The sequence below is a fragment of the Nocardia arthritidis NBRC 100137 genome (assembly GCF_001612765.1).
Classification (GTDB): Bacteria; Actinomycetota; Actinomycetes; order Mycobacteriales; family Mycobacteriaceae; genus Nocardia; species Nocardia arthritidis.
This window is the reverse complement of record NZ_BDBB01000026.1, coordinates 83,613-100,111: the sequence shown is the minus strand read 5'-3', so window position 1 is coordinate 100,111 and position 16,499 is coordinate 83,613. Positions and strand designations below refer to the sequence as shown.

Sequence of the window (16,499 nt, the reverse complement as noted above, 5' to 3'; positions counted from 1 at the left end):
GCCGCGGCGGTCCCCTCGTGACACGGCGGAGTAATCCGTTCTCGTGTGGTCTATTTCACTGGCGTCCGGATGGGGGCGGTGCAGTTGCGCGTCGGTCGCTGGGCGTATAAACGTGCACGAAGTCCGAGGCCAGCGCAGCCGGACACCACCGATCGAGAGGGCGCAGATGCCGCTGCACATCCACCGTGCCGAGCGCGCCGACGTGCTCGCCCGGGTGCTCGCGGGGGTGCTGGCGTCGCCGCAGGCGGATCCTTTCGCGGCCGAGGTGGTCGCGGTACCCGCGAAGGGCGTGGAGCGCTGGCTGACGCAGACGCTCTCGGGGGTGCTCGGCGCGGACGGCTCGGGCGACGGTGTGTGCGCGAACGTCGCTTTTCCCTCGCCCGCGGCGCTGGTCGCCGAAGTGCTGGCCGCGGCGAGCGAGGTCGTGCCCACGGAGGACCCGTGGGCGCAGGAGCGGGCGGTGTGGTCACTGCTGCGGGTGATCGATGCGTCGCTGTCCGAGCCGTGGTGCGCGGTTCTGGCCAGGCACCTCGGCGCGCGCGACGCCGCGGGCGGTGAGCACCGGGCCGGTCGGCGCTATGCGACCGCGGCCCGGATCGCCGCGCTGTTCGACAGCTATGCCGCCCAGCGGCCCGCGCTGATCACCGAGTGGGCGGCGGGCCTGGACACCGATGGGACGGGCGCCCCGATACCCGACGACCTGCTCTGGCAGCCGATGCTGTGGCGCGGGCTGCGCGCCGAGATCGGGACGCCGAGTCCGGCCGAGCGGCTCGACGCCGCCTGCGCGCGGCTGCGCGCCCGGCCGGATCTGGTCGCGCTGCCGCCGCGGCTGTCGTTGTTCGGCGTGACCCGGTTGTCCAGCGACCAGCTCGCCGTACTGTCGGCGCTGGCCGCGGGCCGCGACGTCCACCTGTGGCTCGTGCATCCCAGCCCGGTCCTCTGGTCGGCGCTGAGCGAGCTGCCCACCGCCCGCGCCCGGGCCGAGGATCGCAGCGTCACGGCGGTCGCCCACCCGCTGCTGGCCGGACTGGCCCGCGACGTCCGGGAGTTGCAGCAGCGGCTGGCCGTACCGGCCGCCACCGGCTCCGACACCTATCACCCGAGCGCCTCGGCTGGGTCCGAAGACGTTGTCGCGGAAAATGATTCGCCCGCGACGCTGCTGCGTGCGCTGCAGCAGGGCATCCGGGACGACCGGTGGCCGCCGGTGCCGGGGAAAGCCGGCGCCGACGGCACCGTGCAGGTGCACGCCTGTCACGGCCCCGCACGGCAGGTCGAGGTGCTGCGGGAATGCCTGCTCGGGCTGTTCGCGGCCGACGAGACACTGGAGCCGCGGGACGTGCTGATCATGTGCCCGGAGGTGGAGGCGTACGCGCCCCTGGTGCGCGCGGCGTTCGGGCAGCGCACCTCGGGGACGCCGGAGGCGCAGGCCGACTCCGAACATCCGGCGCACCGGCTGCGGGTGCGCCTGGCCGACCGGGGCCGCGTTGTGACCAATCCGCTGCTCGCGGTGATCGCGGCGCTGCTCGAACTGGCCGACGGCCGGGTGACGGTGACCCAGGTGCTCGACCTCGCGTCCGCCGAGACCGTCCGGCGCCGTTGCGGATTCGACGACGACGACATCGAACGACTGCGCGAGTGGGCGGCCGAATCCGGGGCGCGGTGGGGCATCGGGCAGCGGCAGCGCCAAGCGTTCGGTCTCGCCGATTTCGCGCAGAACACCCTCAACAGCGCGGTGGACCGGATCCTGCTCGGCGTTACCGCGGGCGAGACCTCGGACGATTGGCTGGATCTCGCACTGCCCTTGGACGACGTGGACAGCAACGACGTCGACCTGGCCGGGCGCTTCGCGGAGTTCATCGACCGGCTCGCGGTGTGCCTGCGTGAGCTGCGCGGCCCCCGGCCCGCGCACGAATGGGCTGCGGTGCTCGGGCGTGCACTGGATTTGCTGACCGATGTACCGGACGCGCAGGCATGGGTGCGCACCGAGGCCAGGCAGGAACTCGCCGCCGCCACCGACCATGCGGGCGAGGTGTCGTTGCGGCTGGCCGATGTCGGTGTGCTGCTGCGTTCGCGGCTGGCCGCGCGTCCCACCAGGGCCAACTTCCGCACCGGTGAGCTGACCGTCTGCACGATGGTGCCGATGCGATCGGTGCCGCACCGGGTGGTGGTGCTGCTCGGGCTGGACGACGAGATGTTCCCCCGCGCGAGCGCCACGGACGGTGACGACGTGCTGGCCCGCGAACCCCTGCTCGGCGAACGGGATGCGCGCAGCGAGGACCGGCAGATGCTGCTGGACGCGATCCTCGCGGCCCGGGACGCACTTCTGGTGTTCCACACCGGCGCCGATCCGGTCAGCGGGGCGCACCGCCCGCCGGCCATCCCGGTCGCCGAGTTGCTGGACGCGCTGCGCGCACATGCGGGTCCAGCGTCGATGTCGAGGTTGGTCACGCGGCATCCGCTGCAGTCCTTCGACCGCCGGAATTTCCGGGCCGAGCGGCCGTTCAGCTTCGACACCGCGGCCTTGGCCGGCGCGTACGCGGCCGACGGACCCGTAGGACCGCGGCCCGCATTCCTGCCCGCGCCGCTGCCCGCCGCGGACACGGCGGATGTCGCGCTGGCCGATCTGATCTCATTCGCCGAGCACCCGGTGCGTGCCTTCCTGTGGCAGCGTCTCGGCCTGCGGGTGCCCGAGCACGACGAGGACATCGCCGACCGGCTGCCCATCGAACTCGACGGCCTGGCCAAGTGGGAGCTGGGCGAACGCCTGCTCGCGGCCCGCCTCACCGGCGCGGACCCGGCCGGGTTGCGGGCGGCGGAGTGGCGGCGCGGCGCCCTGCCGCCCTTCGGGTTCGGCGCGGCCGTGCTCGACGAGGTCGAGCACACCGTGGACCGGCTGGTGCGCGCCGCGCGGGCGGACTACACGGGCCCGGCGCGCGCGGTGGACATCGCGGTCGACCTGGGCAACGGACGGCGGCTCACCGGCACCGTGCCCGAAGTGCGCGGCGACACCCTGGTCCGCACCACCTTCTCCCGCTTGGCTCCCAAACACCGCATCGCGGCCTGGGTTTCGCTGCTCGCGTTGACCGTCACCGAGGATCGGTCCTGGCGGGCCGTGAGCACCGGCCGCGGCCAGTTCGGTCGTCCTGCCTGGCGCTGCGAGCTCACCGCGCCCGACGTGCCGGTGGCCGAAGAGATCTTGCGTCAGCTCGTCGCGCTGCGCGACGCGGGCCTGACCGAACCGCTGCCGGTCGCGCCTACCGCGTCCGCGGTCTACGCCGAGCGCCGCCTCCGTGGCGCGAGCACCGACGACGCGATCGCCGCGGCGGAGCGCGAATTCAACGGCGGCCCCAACGGTCCCGGGCCGTTCGGTGATCACACCGACCGTCACCTGCGCTACGTCTGGGGTCCGGCGCCCCGGCTCGGGGATCTCATGGCCTCGCCCGCCGCGGCGGGCGAGCCCGGGGAGAGCACCCGCTTCGGTGCGTTGGCCCGGCGGATGTGGGCACCGTTGCTGGCCGCGGAAAGCCAAGGCCAGCCGTGACCGAACACGAGGCGGCCGGGCGCCCGCGACGGTTCGGCGCCATCCGGTGCCGAGCGCCGGAATACACCGCCCCGGCGCGTGTCGGTCGCCGGTGGGTGGACGGGCGCGCGGCAGAATGTCAGCTCGGACAATCGCTTCGGGGCCGTGCGCCATGGCAGGCCAGCGGGGCGCGCGCGACGGCCGCGGACCGCGTGACCACCGGCCGCGCAGGAGGGAGGCACGCATGACCGTGCAGGAAACCTCCTTCGCCGCGGCCGCTTTCGACGCCGACGCGTTCGAGCCGTACGGGTCGCTGCCCACCGGTACGACCGTGCTGGAGGCCAGTGCGGGGACCGGCAAGACGCACGCCATCGTCGGTCTGGCGGTGCGCTACGTCGCCGAGGCCGGGATCGATGTTGCCCAGTTGCTACTGGTGACATTCAGCCGTGCGGCGACCCAGGAGCTGCGGGAACGCACCCGCGACCGATTCGTCGCCGTGGCCGCCGGATTGGCCGACCCGGCGGCGGCTCGCGCGCACGCCGACGAACTGGTCCGTCATCTCGCGCAGGCCGGGGAAGGCGAGGTCCGGCTGCGGCGGCGGCGGCTGCTGACCGCCCTGTCGGATTTCGACGCAGGCACGATCGCCACCACACACAGCTTCTGCCAGCGCATGCTCGACGAACTCGGGCTCGCGGGCGAGCACGACCCGGGCACCCGGCTGGTGGAGACCGTCGACGACCTCGTCGGCACCGTCGTCGACGATCTGTATCTGCACCGCTATGCCCGCGCCGAGCCGCCGTTCTCGGTCAAGGAGGGCCGCACGCTGGCGCTGGCCGCGGTGCGGGACCGGCACGCCGCGCTGGTGCCCGACGGCGAGGCCGGTGAGCGCGTGGCGTTCGCGCAGGCCGTGCGCGCCGAGACCGAGCGCCGCAAGCGACTGGCCGGCCTGCGCGACTTCGACGACCTGCTGGTGCTGCTACACGAGGTGCTCGCCGATCCGGAGCACGGCCCGCGCGCGTGCCGCCGGATCCGCGCGCGCTACCGGGTCGCCTTGGTCGACGAGTTCCAGGACACCGACCCCCTGCAATGGGACATTCTGCGCAGGTCGTTCCACGGCCACGCCACCTTGGTGCTGGTCGGCGATCCCAAACAGGCGATCTACGCCTTCCGCGGCGCGGAGGTGCTCAGCTACCTGGACGCGGTCGCGCACGCCGACGTCCGTCGTGAGCTCACCACGAACTGGCGCAGCGACGCGGGACTGCTCGCCGCGCTGGACCATCTGCACGGTGGTGCGGCGTTGGGGCACGAGGATATCCGCGTGTATCCGGTCGCCCCGACCAGAGGGTGGTCGCGGCTGTCGGGACCCGGCGAACTCACCACGCCGATGCGTGTGCGGTGCCTGCCGCGCACCGGCGCGGGACCGCTGAACAAATCCGGCTTCCCGGCCGTCGGGCGGATGCGCGCCGAGGTCGCCGCCGATCTCGCCGCGGATATCGTCCGCCTGCTCGAATCCGGCGTATTCCTGGATGCCAGAGCGGAAGTCGCCGATCCCAGCGAAGAGTCGGCCGCCGCAGAGGAGACGGCGCGCAGGCCGATCGGACCCGGCGACATCGCGGTGCTGGTGCGCACCCGCTCGCAGATCGACGTGGTGCGCGCCGCGCTGGACCGCGCGGGCGTCGCCTCCGTGCTGGCCGGCGGCATCAGCGTCTTCGCCACCAGCAGCGCCACCGACTGGCTGTGGGTGCTGCGGGCGCTGGAACAGCCGCATCGCGGCGACCGGGTACGGCTGGCCGCGTGCTCGCCGCTGCTCGGCGTGACAGCGGCCGAGATCGATAGCGGCGGAGCCGATCTGGTCGGACGGGTCAGCGCCCAGCTGCGCGAGGCGGCGCGATTGTTCGCCCGCGCGGGATTCGCGGCCGTCTTCGAGAAGATCTCCACCGAATCGGGCCTCGCGCAGCGGCTGCTGGCCGTCGAGAACGGGGAGCGGCAGCTCACCGACCTGCGGCACATCGCGCAACTGCTCGATCAGGTCGCGCTCACCGAGGGCCTGGGGCTGACCGCGCTGACGCGGTGGCTGGCCGACCGGGTGCGCGATCCCGCCTCCGGCGCGGTCGCCGACCGCAGCCGCAGGCTCGACCGGGACGCCGCCGCCGTCCAGATCGCCACCGTGCACGCGAGCAAGGGGCTCGAGTTCCCCGTGGTCTACCTGCCGTTCGCCTGGGACAGCGCGAAGAATCCCTATCCGGCGACGTTGCTGTTCCACGCCGACGACGGCACCCGCGTGCTGGACGTCGGCGGTCCGGATGCCCCGGGATACGCCGAACGCAAGGCGCGCAGCGAGGCCGAGGAGGCCGGAGAGGAACTGCGGCTGCTGTACGTCGCGCTGACGCGGGCCATGTGCCAGATCGTCGCGTGGTGGGCGCCCGCGATCTCCACCGCGGCGTCGCCGCTGCACCGGATGGTCTTCGGGCGCGCCGATCGGGACGCCGTGGTCGCCAACCGCGCCGCAGTGCCCGCGGACGCCGTTGCCGCGCAGTCTCTTTCGGTATGGGCGCAGCCCGCGGGTGCGGCGATCTCGGTGACGGCGGTCGCCGGGACCGGCGATGTCGAGATCCGGCGGGCGCGCACCGCGCCCGGGCAGGGCGCATTGGCCGCCGCGCGCTTCGACCGGGTGCTGGACCAGCAGTGGCGGCGCACCTCGTACTCGGCGTTGACCGCGTCCGCGCACGGGCCCGCGGCAGTGGAACCCGACAGTGAACCGGAGGATCCGCGCGGGCCGGGCGACGAGCCCGCGGGCACCTCTCTGCTCGGCGCGGAGCCGGAACCGGCGGGCGCGGCGTCGCTGATGAACGCGCTGCCTTATGGCGCGGAGTTCGGCACGCTGGTGCACGGCGTCCTGGAGCGGATCGATACCGGTCGCCCGGATCTGGCGGCCGAGGTGCGCGACCGGTGCCGTGCGGCGGTGGGCGAGCTGATGGCCGAGATGGATCCGGATGTGCTGGCCACCGCATTGCTGGCGGTGCTGCGCACCCCACTCGAGGGCGGCTGCCTGGCCGACATCGCCCCCCGCGACCGCCTCAGCGAACTCGAGTTCGAATTGCCACTGGCGGGCGGGGACCGCGTCGGCGCCACCACGGCGACGCTGCGGCATATCGCGGGCTTGCTGCGTGAGCATCTCCCGGCGGACGACGACATGCTCCCGTACGCCGACCTCTCGGCGGCGCTGGAGGACATCCCGCTGCGCGGCTACCTGACCGGCAGCATCGACGCCGTGCTGCGCGTCGCGGACGGCGCGGAGCCGCGATTCGTCGTCGTCGACTACAAGACCAACCGGCTGGGCACCGGCGATCTCACCGTCGCGCACTACACCCGCGACCGCATGGCCGCCGAGATGCTGCGTTCCCACTATCCGCTGCAAGCGCTGCTGTATTCGGTGGCGTTGCACCGGTATCTGCGCTGGCGGTTGCCCGGCTACGACCCCGCCCGGCACCTCGGCGGGGTTCGGTACCTGTTCGTGCGCGGCATGATCGGACCGCAGACCCCCGCCGGGTGCGGTGTCTTCGACTGGCACCCACCGGCCGCTCTCGTCGTCGCGCTGTCGGCGCTGCTGGCCGGGGAGGCGGCGCAGTGACCTCGATCCAGGTGGCGCAGCGGGGAACCGGGCTGCTGCGCACGTTCAACGAGGCGGGCGTGCTGTCGGCGGCCGACGTGCACGTGGCGCTGCGGTTGGGCCGGCTGGGCCGGGAGTCGTCGGAGCCGGTGCTGTTCGCCGCCGCGCTGGCCGTGCGCGCGGTGCGTTCCGGCTCGGTGTGCCTGGAATTGCACCGCATGCGGGAGATCGGCGTCGACGCCGACGAGACCTGGGACGCGGGCGTCGATCCGGCGACGCTGCCGTGGCCGGACATCCCGGCGGTGGTCGCCGCGCTGCGGGTGAGCCCGCTGGTGCTCGGTGGGCCCGCGGGCCCGTTGCGTCCGCTGCGGCTGGTCGAATCCCAGGCGGCGGGCGATTCCGGCCCGCTGCTCTACCTCGACCGGTACTACCGGCAGGAGCAGACGATCCGGCGGGTGCTCACCGAACGCTCCGCGCACCATCCGGTGGTCGATCCGCACATCGTGCGGCGCGAGCTGGACCGGTTGTTCGACGCCCAGGCCGGTACCGCGCCGGACCGCCAGCGGCTGGCCGCGGCGCTCGCCGCGACGCACTGGACCACCGTGGTGGCAGGCGGTCCCGGCACCGGCAAGACCCACACCATCGCGCGGATCATCGCCTTGCTGTCCGCGCACCGCGCCGCCGAGCCGAAGCTGCCCGCCCTGCGCATCGCGCTGGCCGCCCCGACCGGCAAAGCGGCCGCGCGCCTGCAGGAGGCCGTGCGCGAGCAAGCCGTCTCACTCGGACTGCCCGAACTCACCGCCGCCACCCTGCACCGGCTGCTCGGCTGGCAGCGGGGACGCAGCACCCGGTTCAAGCACCACGAGTTCAACCGGCTGCCCTACGACGTGATCGTGGTCGACGAGACCTCGATGGTCTCCTTGACCATGATGAGCAGGTTGCTGGCCGCGCTGCGTCCGGACACCCGCCTGATCCTGGTGGGCGATCCGGACCAGCTCGCCTCGGTCGACGCGGGCGCGGTCCTGGCCGACCTGGTCGCCGGACCGGTCGCCGCCACCCCGAACCCTGTCCTCGACGAGATCCTCGGACCGGAGACGACCGCCGATCACGCCGAGGCGTTGACCACGCTGGAGCGCACCCGCCTGCGTGGCGGCATCGTCCGGCTGACCAGGGGCCGCAGGTTCGGCGGCCGGATCGCCGACCTGGCGGTGGCGGTGCGCGCGGGGGACGCGGACACCGCGCTCGAGCTGTTGCGGGCGGGCGGCGACGAATTGTCGCTCGGCGCGCCCGACGAGCTGACCGCCGTGCGCGCCGACGTGGTGCGCGCCGCGGGGGCGGTCACCGTCGCCGCGCTCGACGGTGACGCGGCGGGGGCGTTGAGCGCGCTCGAATCGCATCGCGTGCTGTGTGCGCACCGGCAGGGGCCGTTCGGCGTCGAGCGCTGGGACCGGATGGCCGCGGAGTGGGCGGCCGCCGGCGGAGCGGGCCCCGAGTCCAACCAGGCGCCGTGGTATCCCGGACAACCGCTACTGGTCACCGCGAACGATCACGAGGCGCGGATCTACAACGGGGACACCGGAGTCGTCGTGCGCATGCCCGACGGTTCGCTGCGTGCGGCGCTGCAACGCGGCAGCGAACCGTATCTGGTGCATCCCACGCAGTTCCCCGCGGTGGTCACCGTGTTCGCCATGACGATCCACCGCAGTCAGGGCAGCCAGTACGACACCGTGTCCGTCGTCCTGCCCGAGCCCGAATCGACCCTGCTGACCCGGGAATTGCTGTACACCGCGATCACCAGGGCGCGCAGGCACGTCCGGATCATCGGCACCGACGAGTCCATCCGCGCGGGTATCGCGCGGCGGGTGCTGCGCGCCAGCGGGCTGTCGCGGCGGGAGGGAGAAGCCGCGCCCCGATGACGGAATCTCACGTTCGCGGCGCCCGCGGCGTCTACCCGGTGTGAGCCTGCCCCCGTTCGAGGAAATAGTGGCCGAATACGGCCCGATGGTGTTGCGCGTCTGCCGCGCGGTGCTCGGCCCGTCCGACGCGGCCGACGCCTGGTCGGAAACGTTTCTCTCGGCGCTGCGCGCGTTTCCCGGTCTCTCCTCGGAGACGAACATCGAGGCATGGCTGGTAACCATCGCGCATCGCCGCGCGATCGACGTCGGACGGGCGCTCACACGTGCGCCCGTCCCGGCCGAGTCGTTGCCGGAACGTCCCGCCACCGCTCCCGGACCCGCCGACTACGACCCCGACCTCTGGGCCGCCCTGCGCGCGCTGCCGACCAAGCAGCGCCAGGCGGTCGCCTACCACTACCTGGCCGGGCTTCCGCACGCGGAGATCGCCGAACTGCTCGGCAATTCGCCCGACGCCGCCCGCCGCGCCGCCGCGGACGGCCTGAAGACCCTGCGCAAGCTCTACCCGAAGGATGAAGCATGATGGCCACCCTCGACCGCGGCGACGGGTTGTCGCGCGCCCTGACCCCCGACGCCGACCTGCTCGCCACCCTGCACGCGCGACTGACCGCCGACGCCGAGGCGGCGGGCCTGCTCGATGTCGCCTATCGCCTGCTGGACACCCCCGTCGGGACACTGCTGCTGGCCGCGACGCCCGCCGGACTGGTCCGCGTCGCCTACCCCACCGAAGACCACGACACGGTGCTCGCCACGCTGGCCGCCCGGATCAGCCCCCGGATTCTCGCGGCGCCCGCCCGGCTGGACGCGGCGGCGCGGCAGATCGAGGAGTACTTCGCGGGCAGCCGAACACATTTCGACCTGCCGCTGGATCTGCGGCTGGCCGCGGGATTCCGCCGTCAGGTGATCGAGCACCTGCCCGCCATCGGCTACGGACAGCGCGCGAGCTACGGCGCGGTGGCCGCCGCGGTCGGCAACCCCCGTGCGGTGCGCGCGGTCGGCTCCGCCTGCGCCCGCAATCCGCTGCCGGTGGTGATCCCGTGCCACCGGGTGGTGCGCGGCGACGGGTCCATCGGACAGTACGTCGGCGGTGTCACCGCCAAGCACGCGCTGCTGAGCATGGAGGCGGCATGAGCGCGCGCAGCAGCGGCGCGGACCGCGACGGTCACCATCATGCGGACCTGACACCTCTGGCAGAGCTCGCGGAATCCGGTGCTTGCCTGACCGATCGCGTCGAGGCCCAGCCGTGGCGGGCGCTGCGCGAGGAAGTCGACGCCCACGGCTGCGCAGCGACCGGACCGATCCTCACCCCGGCCGAGTGCGCCGAATTCATCGCCATGTGGGACGACCTCACCCGCTTCCGCTCCACGGTCGACATGGCACGCTACCGATTCGGCGAAGGCACCTACCGGTACTTCGCGAATCCGGTGCCCGAGCCGATCATGGCCCTGCGAGCGGCCTTCTACCGAAGACTGCTGCCCTCGGCGCGATCCTGGGCCGAGCGGTTCGGCGACCCTGCTCCGTGGCCGGACGACTTCGCGGACTGGCTCGACACCTGTCGCGCCGCAGGCCAGACGAAGCCGACCCCGATCCTGTTGCGCTACCGCAGCGGTGACTGGAACGCCTTGCACCGGGACCTCTACGGCGAACTGGTCTTCCCGCTGCAGATCGTCATCGGCTTGGACCGGCCCGGGATCGACTACAGCGGTGGGGAATTCGTGCTCGTGGAACAGCGGCCGCGCGCACAGTCGAAAGCGACCGTCTCCGTGCTGGAACAGGGGCACGCGCTGATCTTCACCACTCGTGATCGGCCGACGCGATCCAGCCGAGGGTGGTCCCGCGCCCCGATCCGCCACGGCGTCAGCCGCGTGCGCGGGGGCCTGCGGTACACGTTGGGTCTCGTGCTGCACGACGCGGAGTAGCCGCCGGTGTACATGTTGCTCGGCGATGACGGTCGGCCGTATCCCTGCGCAGTGCCGGGGCGTTATGGCGGTCATCGCCGCAGCCGGATCTACGGTCGCCTCGACTGCCCGTCCGCCCTGCGGGCCCTCGGTCGTGGGGGCTACCGGCGGCACCGCGTCTTCTTCGCCACCGAACTCGACGCTCTGGCCGCGGGTTATCGCCCCTGCGCCGTTTGCCTCCCCGAGCGATACGCCGCGTGGAAAACCCTGCGCCCATCTCGATGAGGGTGGTGGCGCAGGAAGGATTCGCCCGCGGAAATTCGAGGCGCCGTCATCGGGACCCGGTCGGTGATCGCCCGACTGGCGCGTGATGTGGTGTCGGCAGCGCGTACACGCCTGCGCATCAGAGCAATATGTGCGAATGGGATGAAGTCGCGCCCGCTCCGTCACATCGAGGACGGCAATGGAAGCACGCGGCTTTGGGAATATTCGGCAGTGGTCGCCGAGCGGAATTGGTAAGAAACACAGGATCGCTCGAACATCTGGCGGTCCGGACAGGCGATGTTGTTGACTGCGAATTCGAGCCCTCCTACTCGGGGCCAGGAGTCCGACATGCCCGAATATTTGCAGCGAACAGGCGCGGCACTCGCCGCGGTCCTCACTTTGGCCGGTGCGTTGATCGCCGGCGCGCGGCCGGTGCGTGCCGACCCGCCGCAGGGCGTGGTTGCGGCAGACTCCTCGCGAATAGTGCAAACGCGTGCCGAATCCGGCCGGCAATCGGAACTCGAGGTGTATTCGGCCGCGATGAACAGCATCACGCGGATTCGTCTGTTGCGCGCGGTCGATCCGGATGAGCCCGCGCCGACGTTCTATCTCCTCAACGGCGCCGACGGCGGCGCGGACAAGAATTGGCTCGAGGGTACGGATCTCGTCGATTTCTTTCGCGACAAGCAGGTGAACGTCGTCATCCCCTTCGGCGGCGCGGGCAGCTACTTCACCGACTGGCGCAGCGACGACCCGGTCCTGGGCAGGCAGCGCTGGTCCACCTTCCTGACCGAAGAGCTGCCGCCGCTCGTCGACGCCACGTTCAACGGCTCCGGAGCGAACGCCATCGCCGGCATTTCGATGGGCGGGACCTCGGTGTTCCAATTGGCCATGGCCGCGCCGGGTCTGTACCGGGCGATCGGTTCCTACAGCGGCTGCGTGCGCACCAGCGATCCCGCTGGCCAGGCGATGGTCCAAGCGGTGGTCACCCAGCAGCGCGGCAACGTCGTCAACATGTGGGGGCCGCCGAGCGATCCCGCGTGGCGCGCGAATGATCCGTACCTGCACGCGGACCGGCTGCGCGGCCTCACCATCTACGTCTCCACGGGAACCGGGCAACCCGGGTCGATGGACACTCTCGACGGCGTGCACGGTGACATCGCGCACTTGCTCTATCAGCTGTTGTTCGGGGCCCCGCTGGAGGCGGTGGCGAATCTGTGCACGCATCAGTTGCAGGACCGGCTGCGCCAGCTGGGTGTCGCGGCGACCTTCGATTTCCGGCCGAACGGCACGCACTCCTGGGGCTACTGGCAACAGGACCTGCACAATTCGTGGCCGATCATCGAAGCGGCGATTCGATGACCCGCAAAGAGGCGGCGGTGGCGCTCGGTTCGTTCGGGGCGTGCCTGATCTCGGTCTTCATGCAGATGATCGATGTGACGATCGTCAACACCGCTCTGCCGGTCGTCACCGCGGAGTTGCGGGCGTCGCGGTCCGAACAGCTGTGGGTGGTGGCCGGTTACTCGCTGGCGTTCGCCTGCGTGCTGCTCACCGCCGCGCGCGTCGGCGCGATCGCCGGGCGCCGGCGGATGTTCCTCTGGTCGGCGGCGGCCTTCACGGCGGCCTCGGTGTGGTGCGGGATGTCCTCCAGCGCGGCGGAACTGGTGATCGCCCGGATCGTCCAGGGTGTGGCGGGGGCGGGTATGGCGGCGCAGACCATCGCCATCATCACCGCGAGCTTCCGGCGCGAGCACCATCAGTACGCCTTCGCGGTGTACGGCGCGACAGCCGGTTTCGCCGGAATGCTCGGCCCGATCCTGGGCGGCGCGCTGATCACCCTCGATCCGTTCGGGCTCGGCTGGCACGCGATCTTCCTGATGAATCTGCCGCTGGGCGTGGTGGCGATGGCGCTGGCCGCGGGGTACCTGCGGTTGGGTCCGGCGACGGATCGGGACCCGTTGGATCTGCGGGGGACCGTCGTGGCCACCGCGGCGCTGTTCGCGCTGCTGTTCGCGCTGTCGGACAGTCAACAGGCAGGCTGGCGTCCGTCGCACGGGATGTACATCGCGGGCGCGGTGGTGCTCGGCGCGGTGTTCGTGGCCCACGAGCGCGCGACGCGCCGCCGCGGCGGCCGCGCGCTGGTGCGGCTGGACCTGTTCTCCGATCGGGGGTTCGCGGTCGGATCGGCACTGGTGACGATCTTCTTCGGCCTGTTCACCGCGTTCGTGTTCACCGTCTCGATCCTGCTGCAGGAGGTGTTGCGGTTCTCCGCGCTGCGAACCGGTCTGGCGATGACACCGTTCGCCCTCGGCGCGGGTGCGGGCGCGGTGCTGTCGCCGATATTGGTGAGCCGTTGGGGGATCCGGGCACTGTCCGCCGGAATCGCCGTCTTCGGCGGATGCGTCGTGGTGGGGGTGGGATACCTGTACGTGGAATCAGGGGCGGTGAACTTGCCGCTGGTGGCCGCACCGGTATTCCTCGCCGGCTTCGGGGTCGGGGTGTTCGGGGTGCCGCTACAGCCGCTGATGCTGGCGGATCTGGACGATCGAGCCATGAGTGAGGCGTCGGGCTTGGTTCCCACCATCGAACAGATCGGCAATTCGGTCGGATTGGCGGTGTTCAGCGCGCTGTTCTTCCGCGCGCACACGCTGTCGGGCAGCATGATCATGCTCTCGGCCATCGCCGCAGCGGCCCTCGGCCTCGCCGCGCTCACGCTGGCGCTGCCGGACCGCGTGCGGGCGGCCGCGAGTCCGTGGAGCTGGTCGACCGCGAACTGAGCGCTTCCCCGCGCAGCACGCTTTCCGACACCACCAGGCGACGATTTGTTCTCCGCGCCGCGCTCGCGGAGGGACACCCTCCCGGGGCACTAGGGGCGTTCGGAGCCGTGGACGGCTTCGGCGGGGGCTTTTGCGGCCTCGTGAGTGCTGCTGTGCCGCACGCCGCGTCGCAGCCAGGACGGAGCCCACCAGCAGGCGTCGCCGAGCAGGCGCATGATCGCGGGCACCAGCAGCATGCGCAGGATCGTCGCGTCGATGAACAGCGCCGCGACCATGCCGAAGGCGATGTACTGCATCATGACCAGATCCGACAGCGCGAAGGCTCCGGTCACCACCAGCAGGATCAGGGCGGCGGCGGTGATGATCCAGCCCGTGCGGGCGATGCCGGCGCGGACCGCCTCGGTGGTGGTCGCGCCCGCCGCCCGCGCCTCCACGATGCGGGCGAGCAGGAAGACCTCGTAGTCGGTCGACAAGCCGTAGATCACGGCGACGATCAGCACCAGCACCAGCGCCATGATCGGCTGCGGGGTGAAGTCGAGCAGACCCGCGCCGTGGCCCTCGACGAAGATCCAGGTGAGTATGCCGAGCGTGGAGCCGAGCCCGAGCAGATTCAGCACCGCAGCTTTGAGCGGCAGCACCACCGACCCGAAGGCCAGCACCATCAGCACGGTGGTGACGAGGAAGACGAGCGCGATCATCAGCGGCATCCGACGCAGCAGCGCGTCGACGCTGTCGCGCTGCTTCGCGGGCTGCCCGCCGATCAGCACGGTCGTGCCCTTCGGCACCGGCATGGAGCGCAGATAGTCGATGGTCGCATTCGCGTCGTGCGCGTCACGCAGCACCGTCGAGGTGGTGAAGACGTTCGGATGCCCCGGTCCCTGCACCGCGCGCGGGAACGGCGCGATGAGGCCGGGTGCCCGGCCCGCCTGGGCTACCACCCCGTCGACGTCGCTGGTGTCGTGGGTGATCAGCACCAAGTCGACCGGGTTCATCTGACGCAGCGGGAAGACCTGATCGAAGTGCTGCTGCGCTGTGCGGGCCGGATGCTGCGGCGGCAGGAAGCGCTCGGAGATGCCGCCGAAGGCCACCTCGCGCACCGGGGCGATGAGCACCACCAGGACGGCCACGAGCGGAACCGCCACCGCCAGTGGCCTTCGCATGACCCACCCGGCGACGCGGCCCCACGGATTGTCCCGCCCGCGGTCGCTCGCCCGGCGCGCGTGGAAGCGGTTGAAGCCGAGTCGATCCACGCGCCTGCCGAGCACGGCCAGCATGGCGGGCAGCACCGTGATCGAGATGAGCGCCGCCAAGGCGACCGTCACCATCGCACCGAAGGCGAACGAGCGCAGGAAGCCTTGCGGGAAAAGCAGAATGGCGCCCGCGGCGACGACCACGATCGTCGCGGAGAACACGACGGTCCGCCCGGCGGTGGCGACCGCGCGCCGTACCGCCTCGGGCACTTCGTGGCCGTCGGCCAGCTCCTCGCGGAACCGGCTCACGATGAACAGGCCGTAGTCGATGGCCAGGCCCAGACCGATCATCGAGACCACCGGCGAGACGAAGGAGTTCACCTCGGTCACGGTGGTCAGGGCGCGAATGATCCCCCACGCTCCCAGCACCGTCAGCCCACCGACGACGAGCGGGAGCGCGGCCGCCACGACGCCGCCGAACAGGAAGAACAACAGCACCGCGACGGCGGGAATGGCGAACAGCTCCATCCGGCGCTGATCATGGGCCATGGTGTCGTTGAGGGCGGCAGCGACCGGCTGCCCGCCGGCGACCTCCATCTCGATGCCCGGTATCGGGAACTCGTCGGCGACCGTTCGATAGTTGCGCATCACCACCGTGTCGTTGCCGCCGCGAATGGCGACGGAGGCGAAGGCGTAGTCGCGGTCGGGGGAGCCGAAGACATCCGGTAGGTCGAGTCCGGTGTCGGTGGGCCAGTAGCTGGCATTGATCTTGGTGATCTGGTCCGGAAAGCGTTGCGGCAGGCTGTTCAAGTGGGCGACGACCGTGGCGGTGAAGGCGGGATCATCGATCGTCTTGCCTGCCGGGGCGTGGAACAGCAAGAGCACGTCGGCGATGTGGTCGTGGCCGAACGCCTCGTCTTTGAGCCGAGCCGCGCGCGCCGATTCCGAGGTCGGATCGTCCCATCCGCTGACGCTGAGGTGATCGCCGAGGCCGAGGCCGTACACACCGAGGGCGAGCAGTCCGGCGACCATGACCCCGATGACCGTGAATCGCCGCCGGACGAGCGTATCGGTCCAGCGCGTGAACTCGGCGAACAATGCCGCCTCCTAACCGATGACATCGCATTTCGACGCGGGTTCGAACGGGTGAAAACCTAGCAATATCAATGTCTTTCGCCAGCGCGGAAGTCATAGTTTCGAGATGCCACAAATGGGTCGGCGGGTGAATTGTGAACTGTCCCTGAGTCCGCGACGGTGGGTGTGGCGGCCGTTACGCTGAGGCCGTCGTCAGCTGCGCACACGCTAATTCGTGAATCGCCGAGAAAAA

Annotated in this window: 10 protein-coding genes; 9 read left to right on the top strand and 1 reads right to left on the bottom strand. The window is 71.4% G+C overall.

Translation table 11 applies throughout. From position 1 onward, the window contains the following. Positions 1-166: 166 nt before the first annotated feature. The 9 genes from recC (at position 167) to NA8_RS19930 (ending at position 13,982) form a co-directional block, all read left to right on the top strand. Positions 167-3,541, top strand: a complete 3,375-nt coding sequence (gene recC, locus NA8_RS19965) for an exodeoxyribonuclease V subunit gamma (protein ID WP_063051884.1) — start codon at positions 167-169, stop codon at positions 3,539-3,541. A 223-nt stretch (positions 3,542-3,764) separates the two neighbouring features. Then, positions 3,765-7,151 (top strand): UvrD-helicase domain-containing protein, encoded by a 3,387-nt coding sequence (locus tag NA8_RS19960; protein ID WP_063051883.1) that lies wholly within the window; start codon positions 3,765-3,767, stop codon positions 7,149-7,151. Further along, on the top strand, positions 7,148-9,046 hold the full coding sequence (gene recD / locus NA8_RS19955) for an exodeoxyribonuclease V subunit alpha (protein ID WP_063051882.1): 1,899 nt from the start codon (positions 7,148-7,150) through the stop codon (positions 9,044-9,046). Before NA8_RS19960 ends, recD begins: the two co-directional genes overlap by 4 nt. 46 nt (positions 9,047-9,092) lie before the next feature. After that, positions 9,093-9,566: an RNA polymerase sigma factor gene (locus NA8_RS19950; RefSeq protein ID WP_040866535.1), complete on the top strand. Its 474-nt coding sequence runs from the start codon at positions 9,093-9,095 to the stop codon at positions 9,564-9,566. Continuing rightward, positions 9,566-10,174: a methylated-DNA--[protein]-cysteine S-methyltransferase gene (locus tag NA8_RS19945; RefSeq protein WP_063051881.1), complete on the top strand. Its 609-nt coding sequence runs from the start codon at positions 9,566-9,568 to the stop codon at positions 10,172-10,174. Before NA8_RS19950 ends, NA8_RS19945 begins: the two co-directional genes overlap by 1 nt. Further along, positions 10,171-10,962: a 2OG-Fe(II) oxygenase gene (locus NA8_RS19940; RefSeq protein ID WP_084466935.1), complete on the top strand. Its 792-nt coding sequence runs from the start codon at positions 10,171-10,173 to the stop codon at positions 10,960-10,962. Before NA8_RS19945 ends, NA8_RS19940 begins: the two co-directional genes overlap by 4 nt. A gap of 12 nt (positions 10,963-10,974) precedes the next feature. Further along, positions 10,975-11,226 (top strand): Ada metal-binding domain-containing protein, encoded by a 252-nt coding sequence (locus NA8_RS32985; RefSeq protein ID WP_084466934.1) that lies wholly within the window; start codon positions 10,975-10,977, stop codon positions 11,224-11,226. A gap of 327 nt (positions 11,227-11,553) precedes the next feature. Beyond that, positions 11,554-12,567: an alpha/beta hydrolase gene (locus NA8_RS19935; protein WP_063051880.1), complete on the top strand. Its 1,014-nt coding sequence runs from the start codon at positions 11,554-11,556 to the stop codon at positions 12,565-12,567. Next, positions 12,564-13,982: an MFS transporter gene (locus NA8_RS19930; RefSeq protein WP_063051879.1), complete on the top strand. Its 1,419-nt coding sequence runs from the start codon at positions 12,564-12,566 to the stop codon at positions 13,980-13,982. Before NA8_RS19935 ends, NA8_RS19930 begins: the two co-directional genes overlap by 4 nt. 89 nt (positions 13,983-14,071) lie before the next feature. On the opposite strand, the gene NA8_RS19925 is transcribed toward NA8_RS19930, so the two are convergent. Beyond that, positions 14,072-16,270, bottom strand: coding sequence for an MMPL family transporter (locus tag NA8_RS19925; RefSeq protein WP_084466933.1), 2,199 nt, complete (start codon positions 16,268-16,270; stop codon positions 14,072-14,074). Positions 16,271-16,499 lie beyond the last annotated feature (229 nt).

Coding starts and splice junctions, on each gene's coding strand:
- recC (WP_063051884.1), top strand. CDS start 167: ATGCCGCTGCACATCCACCGTGCCGAGCGCGCCGACGTGCTCGCCCGG.
- NA8_RS19940 (WP_084466935.1), top strand. CDS start 10,171: ATGAGCGCGCGCAGCAGCGGCGCGGACCGCGACGGTCACCATCATGCG.
- NA8_RS19930 (WP_063051879.1), top strand. CDS start 12,564: ATGACCCGCAAAGAGGCGGCGGTGGCGCTCGGTTCGTTCGGGGCGTGC.
- NA8_RS32985 (WP_084466934.1), top strand. CDS start 10,975: ATGTTGCTCGGCGATGACGGTCGGCCGTATCCCTGCGCAGTGCCGGGG.
- NA8_RS19945 (WP_063051881.1), top strand. CDS start 9,566: ATGGCCACCCTCGACCGCGGCGACGGGTTGTCGCGCGCCCTGACCCCC.
- NA8_RS19960 (WP_063051883.1), top strand. CDS start 3,765: ATGACCGTGCAGGAAACCTCCTTCGCCGCGGCCGCTTTCGACGCCGAC.
- NA8_RS19935 (WP_063051880.1), top strand. CDS start 11,554: ATGCCCGAATATTTGCAGCGAACAGGCGCGGCACTCGCCGCGGTCCTC.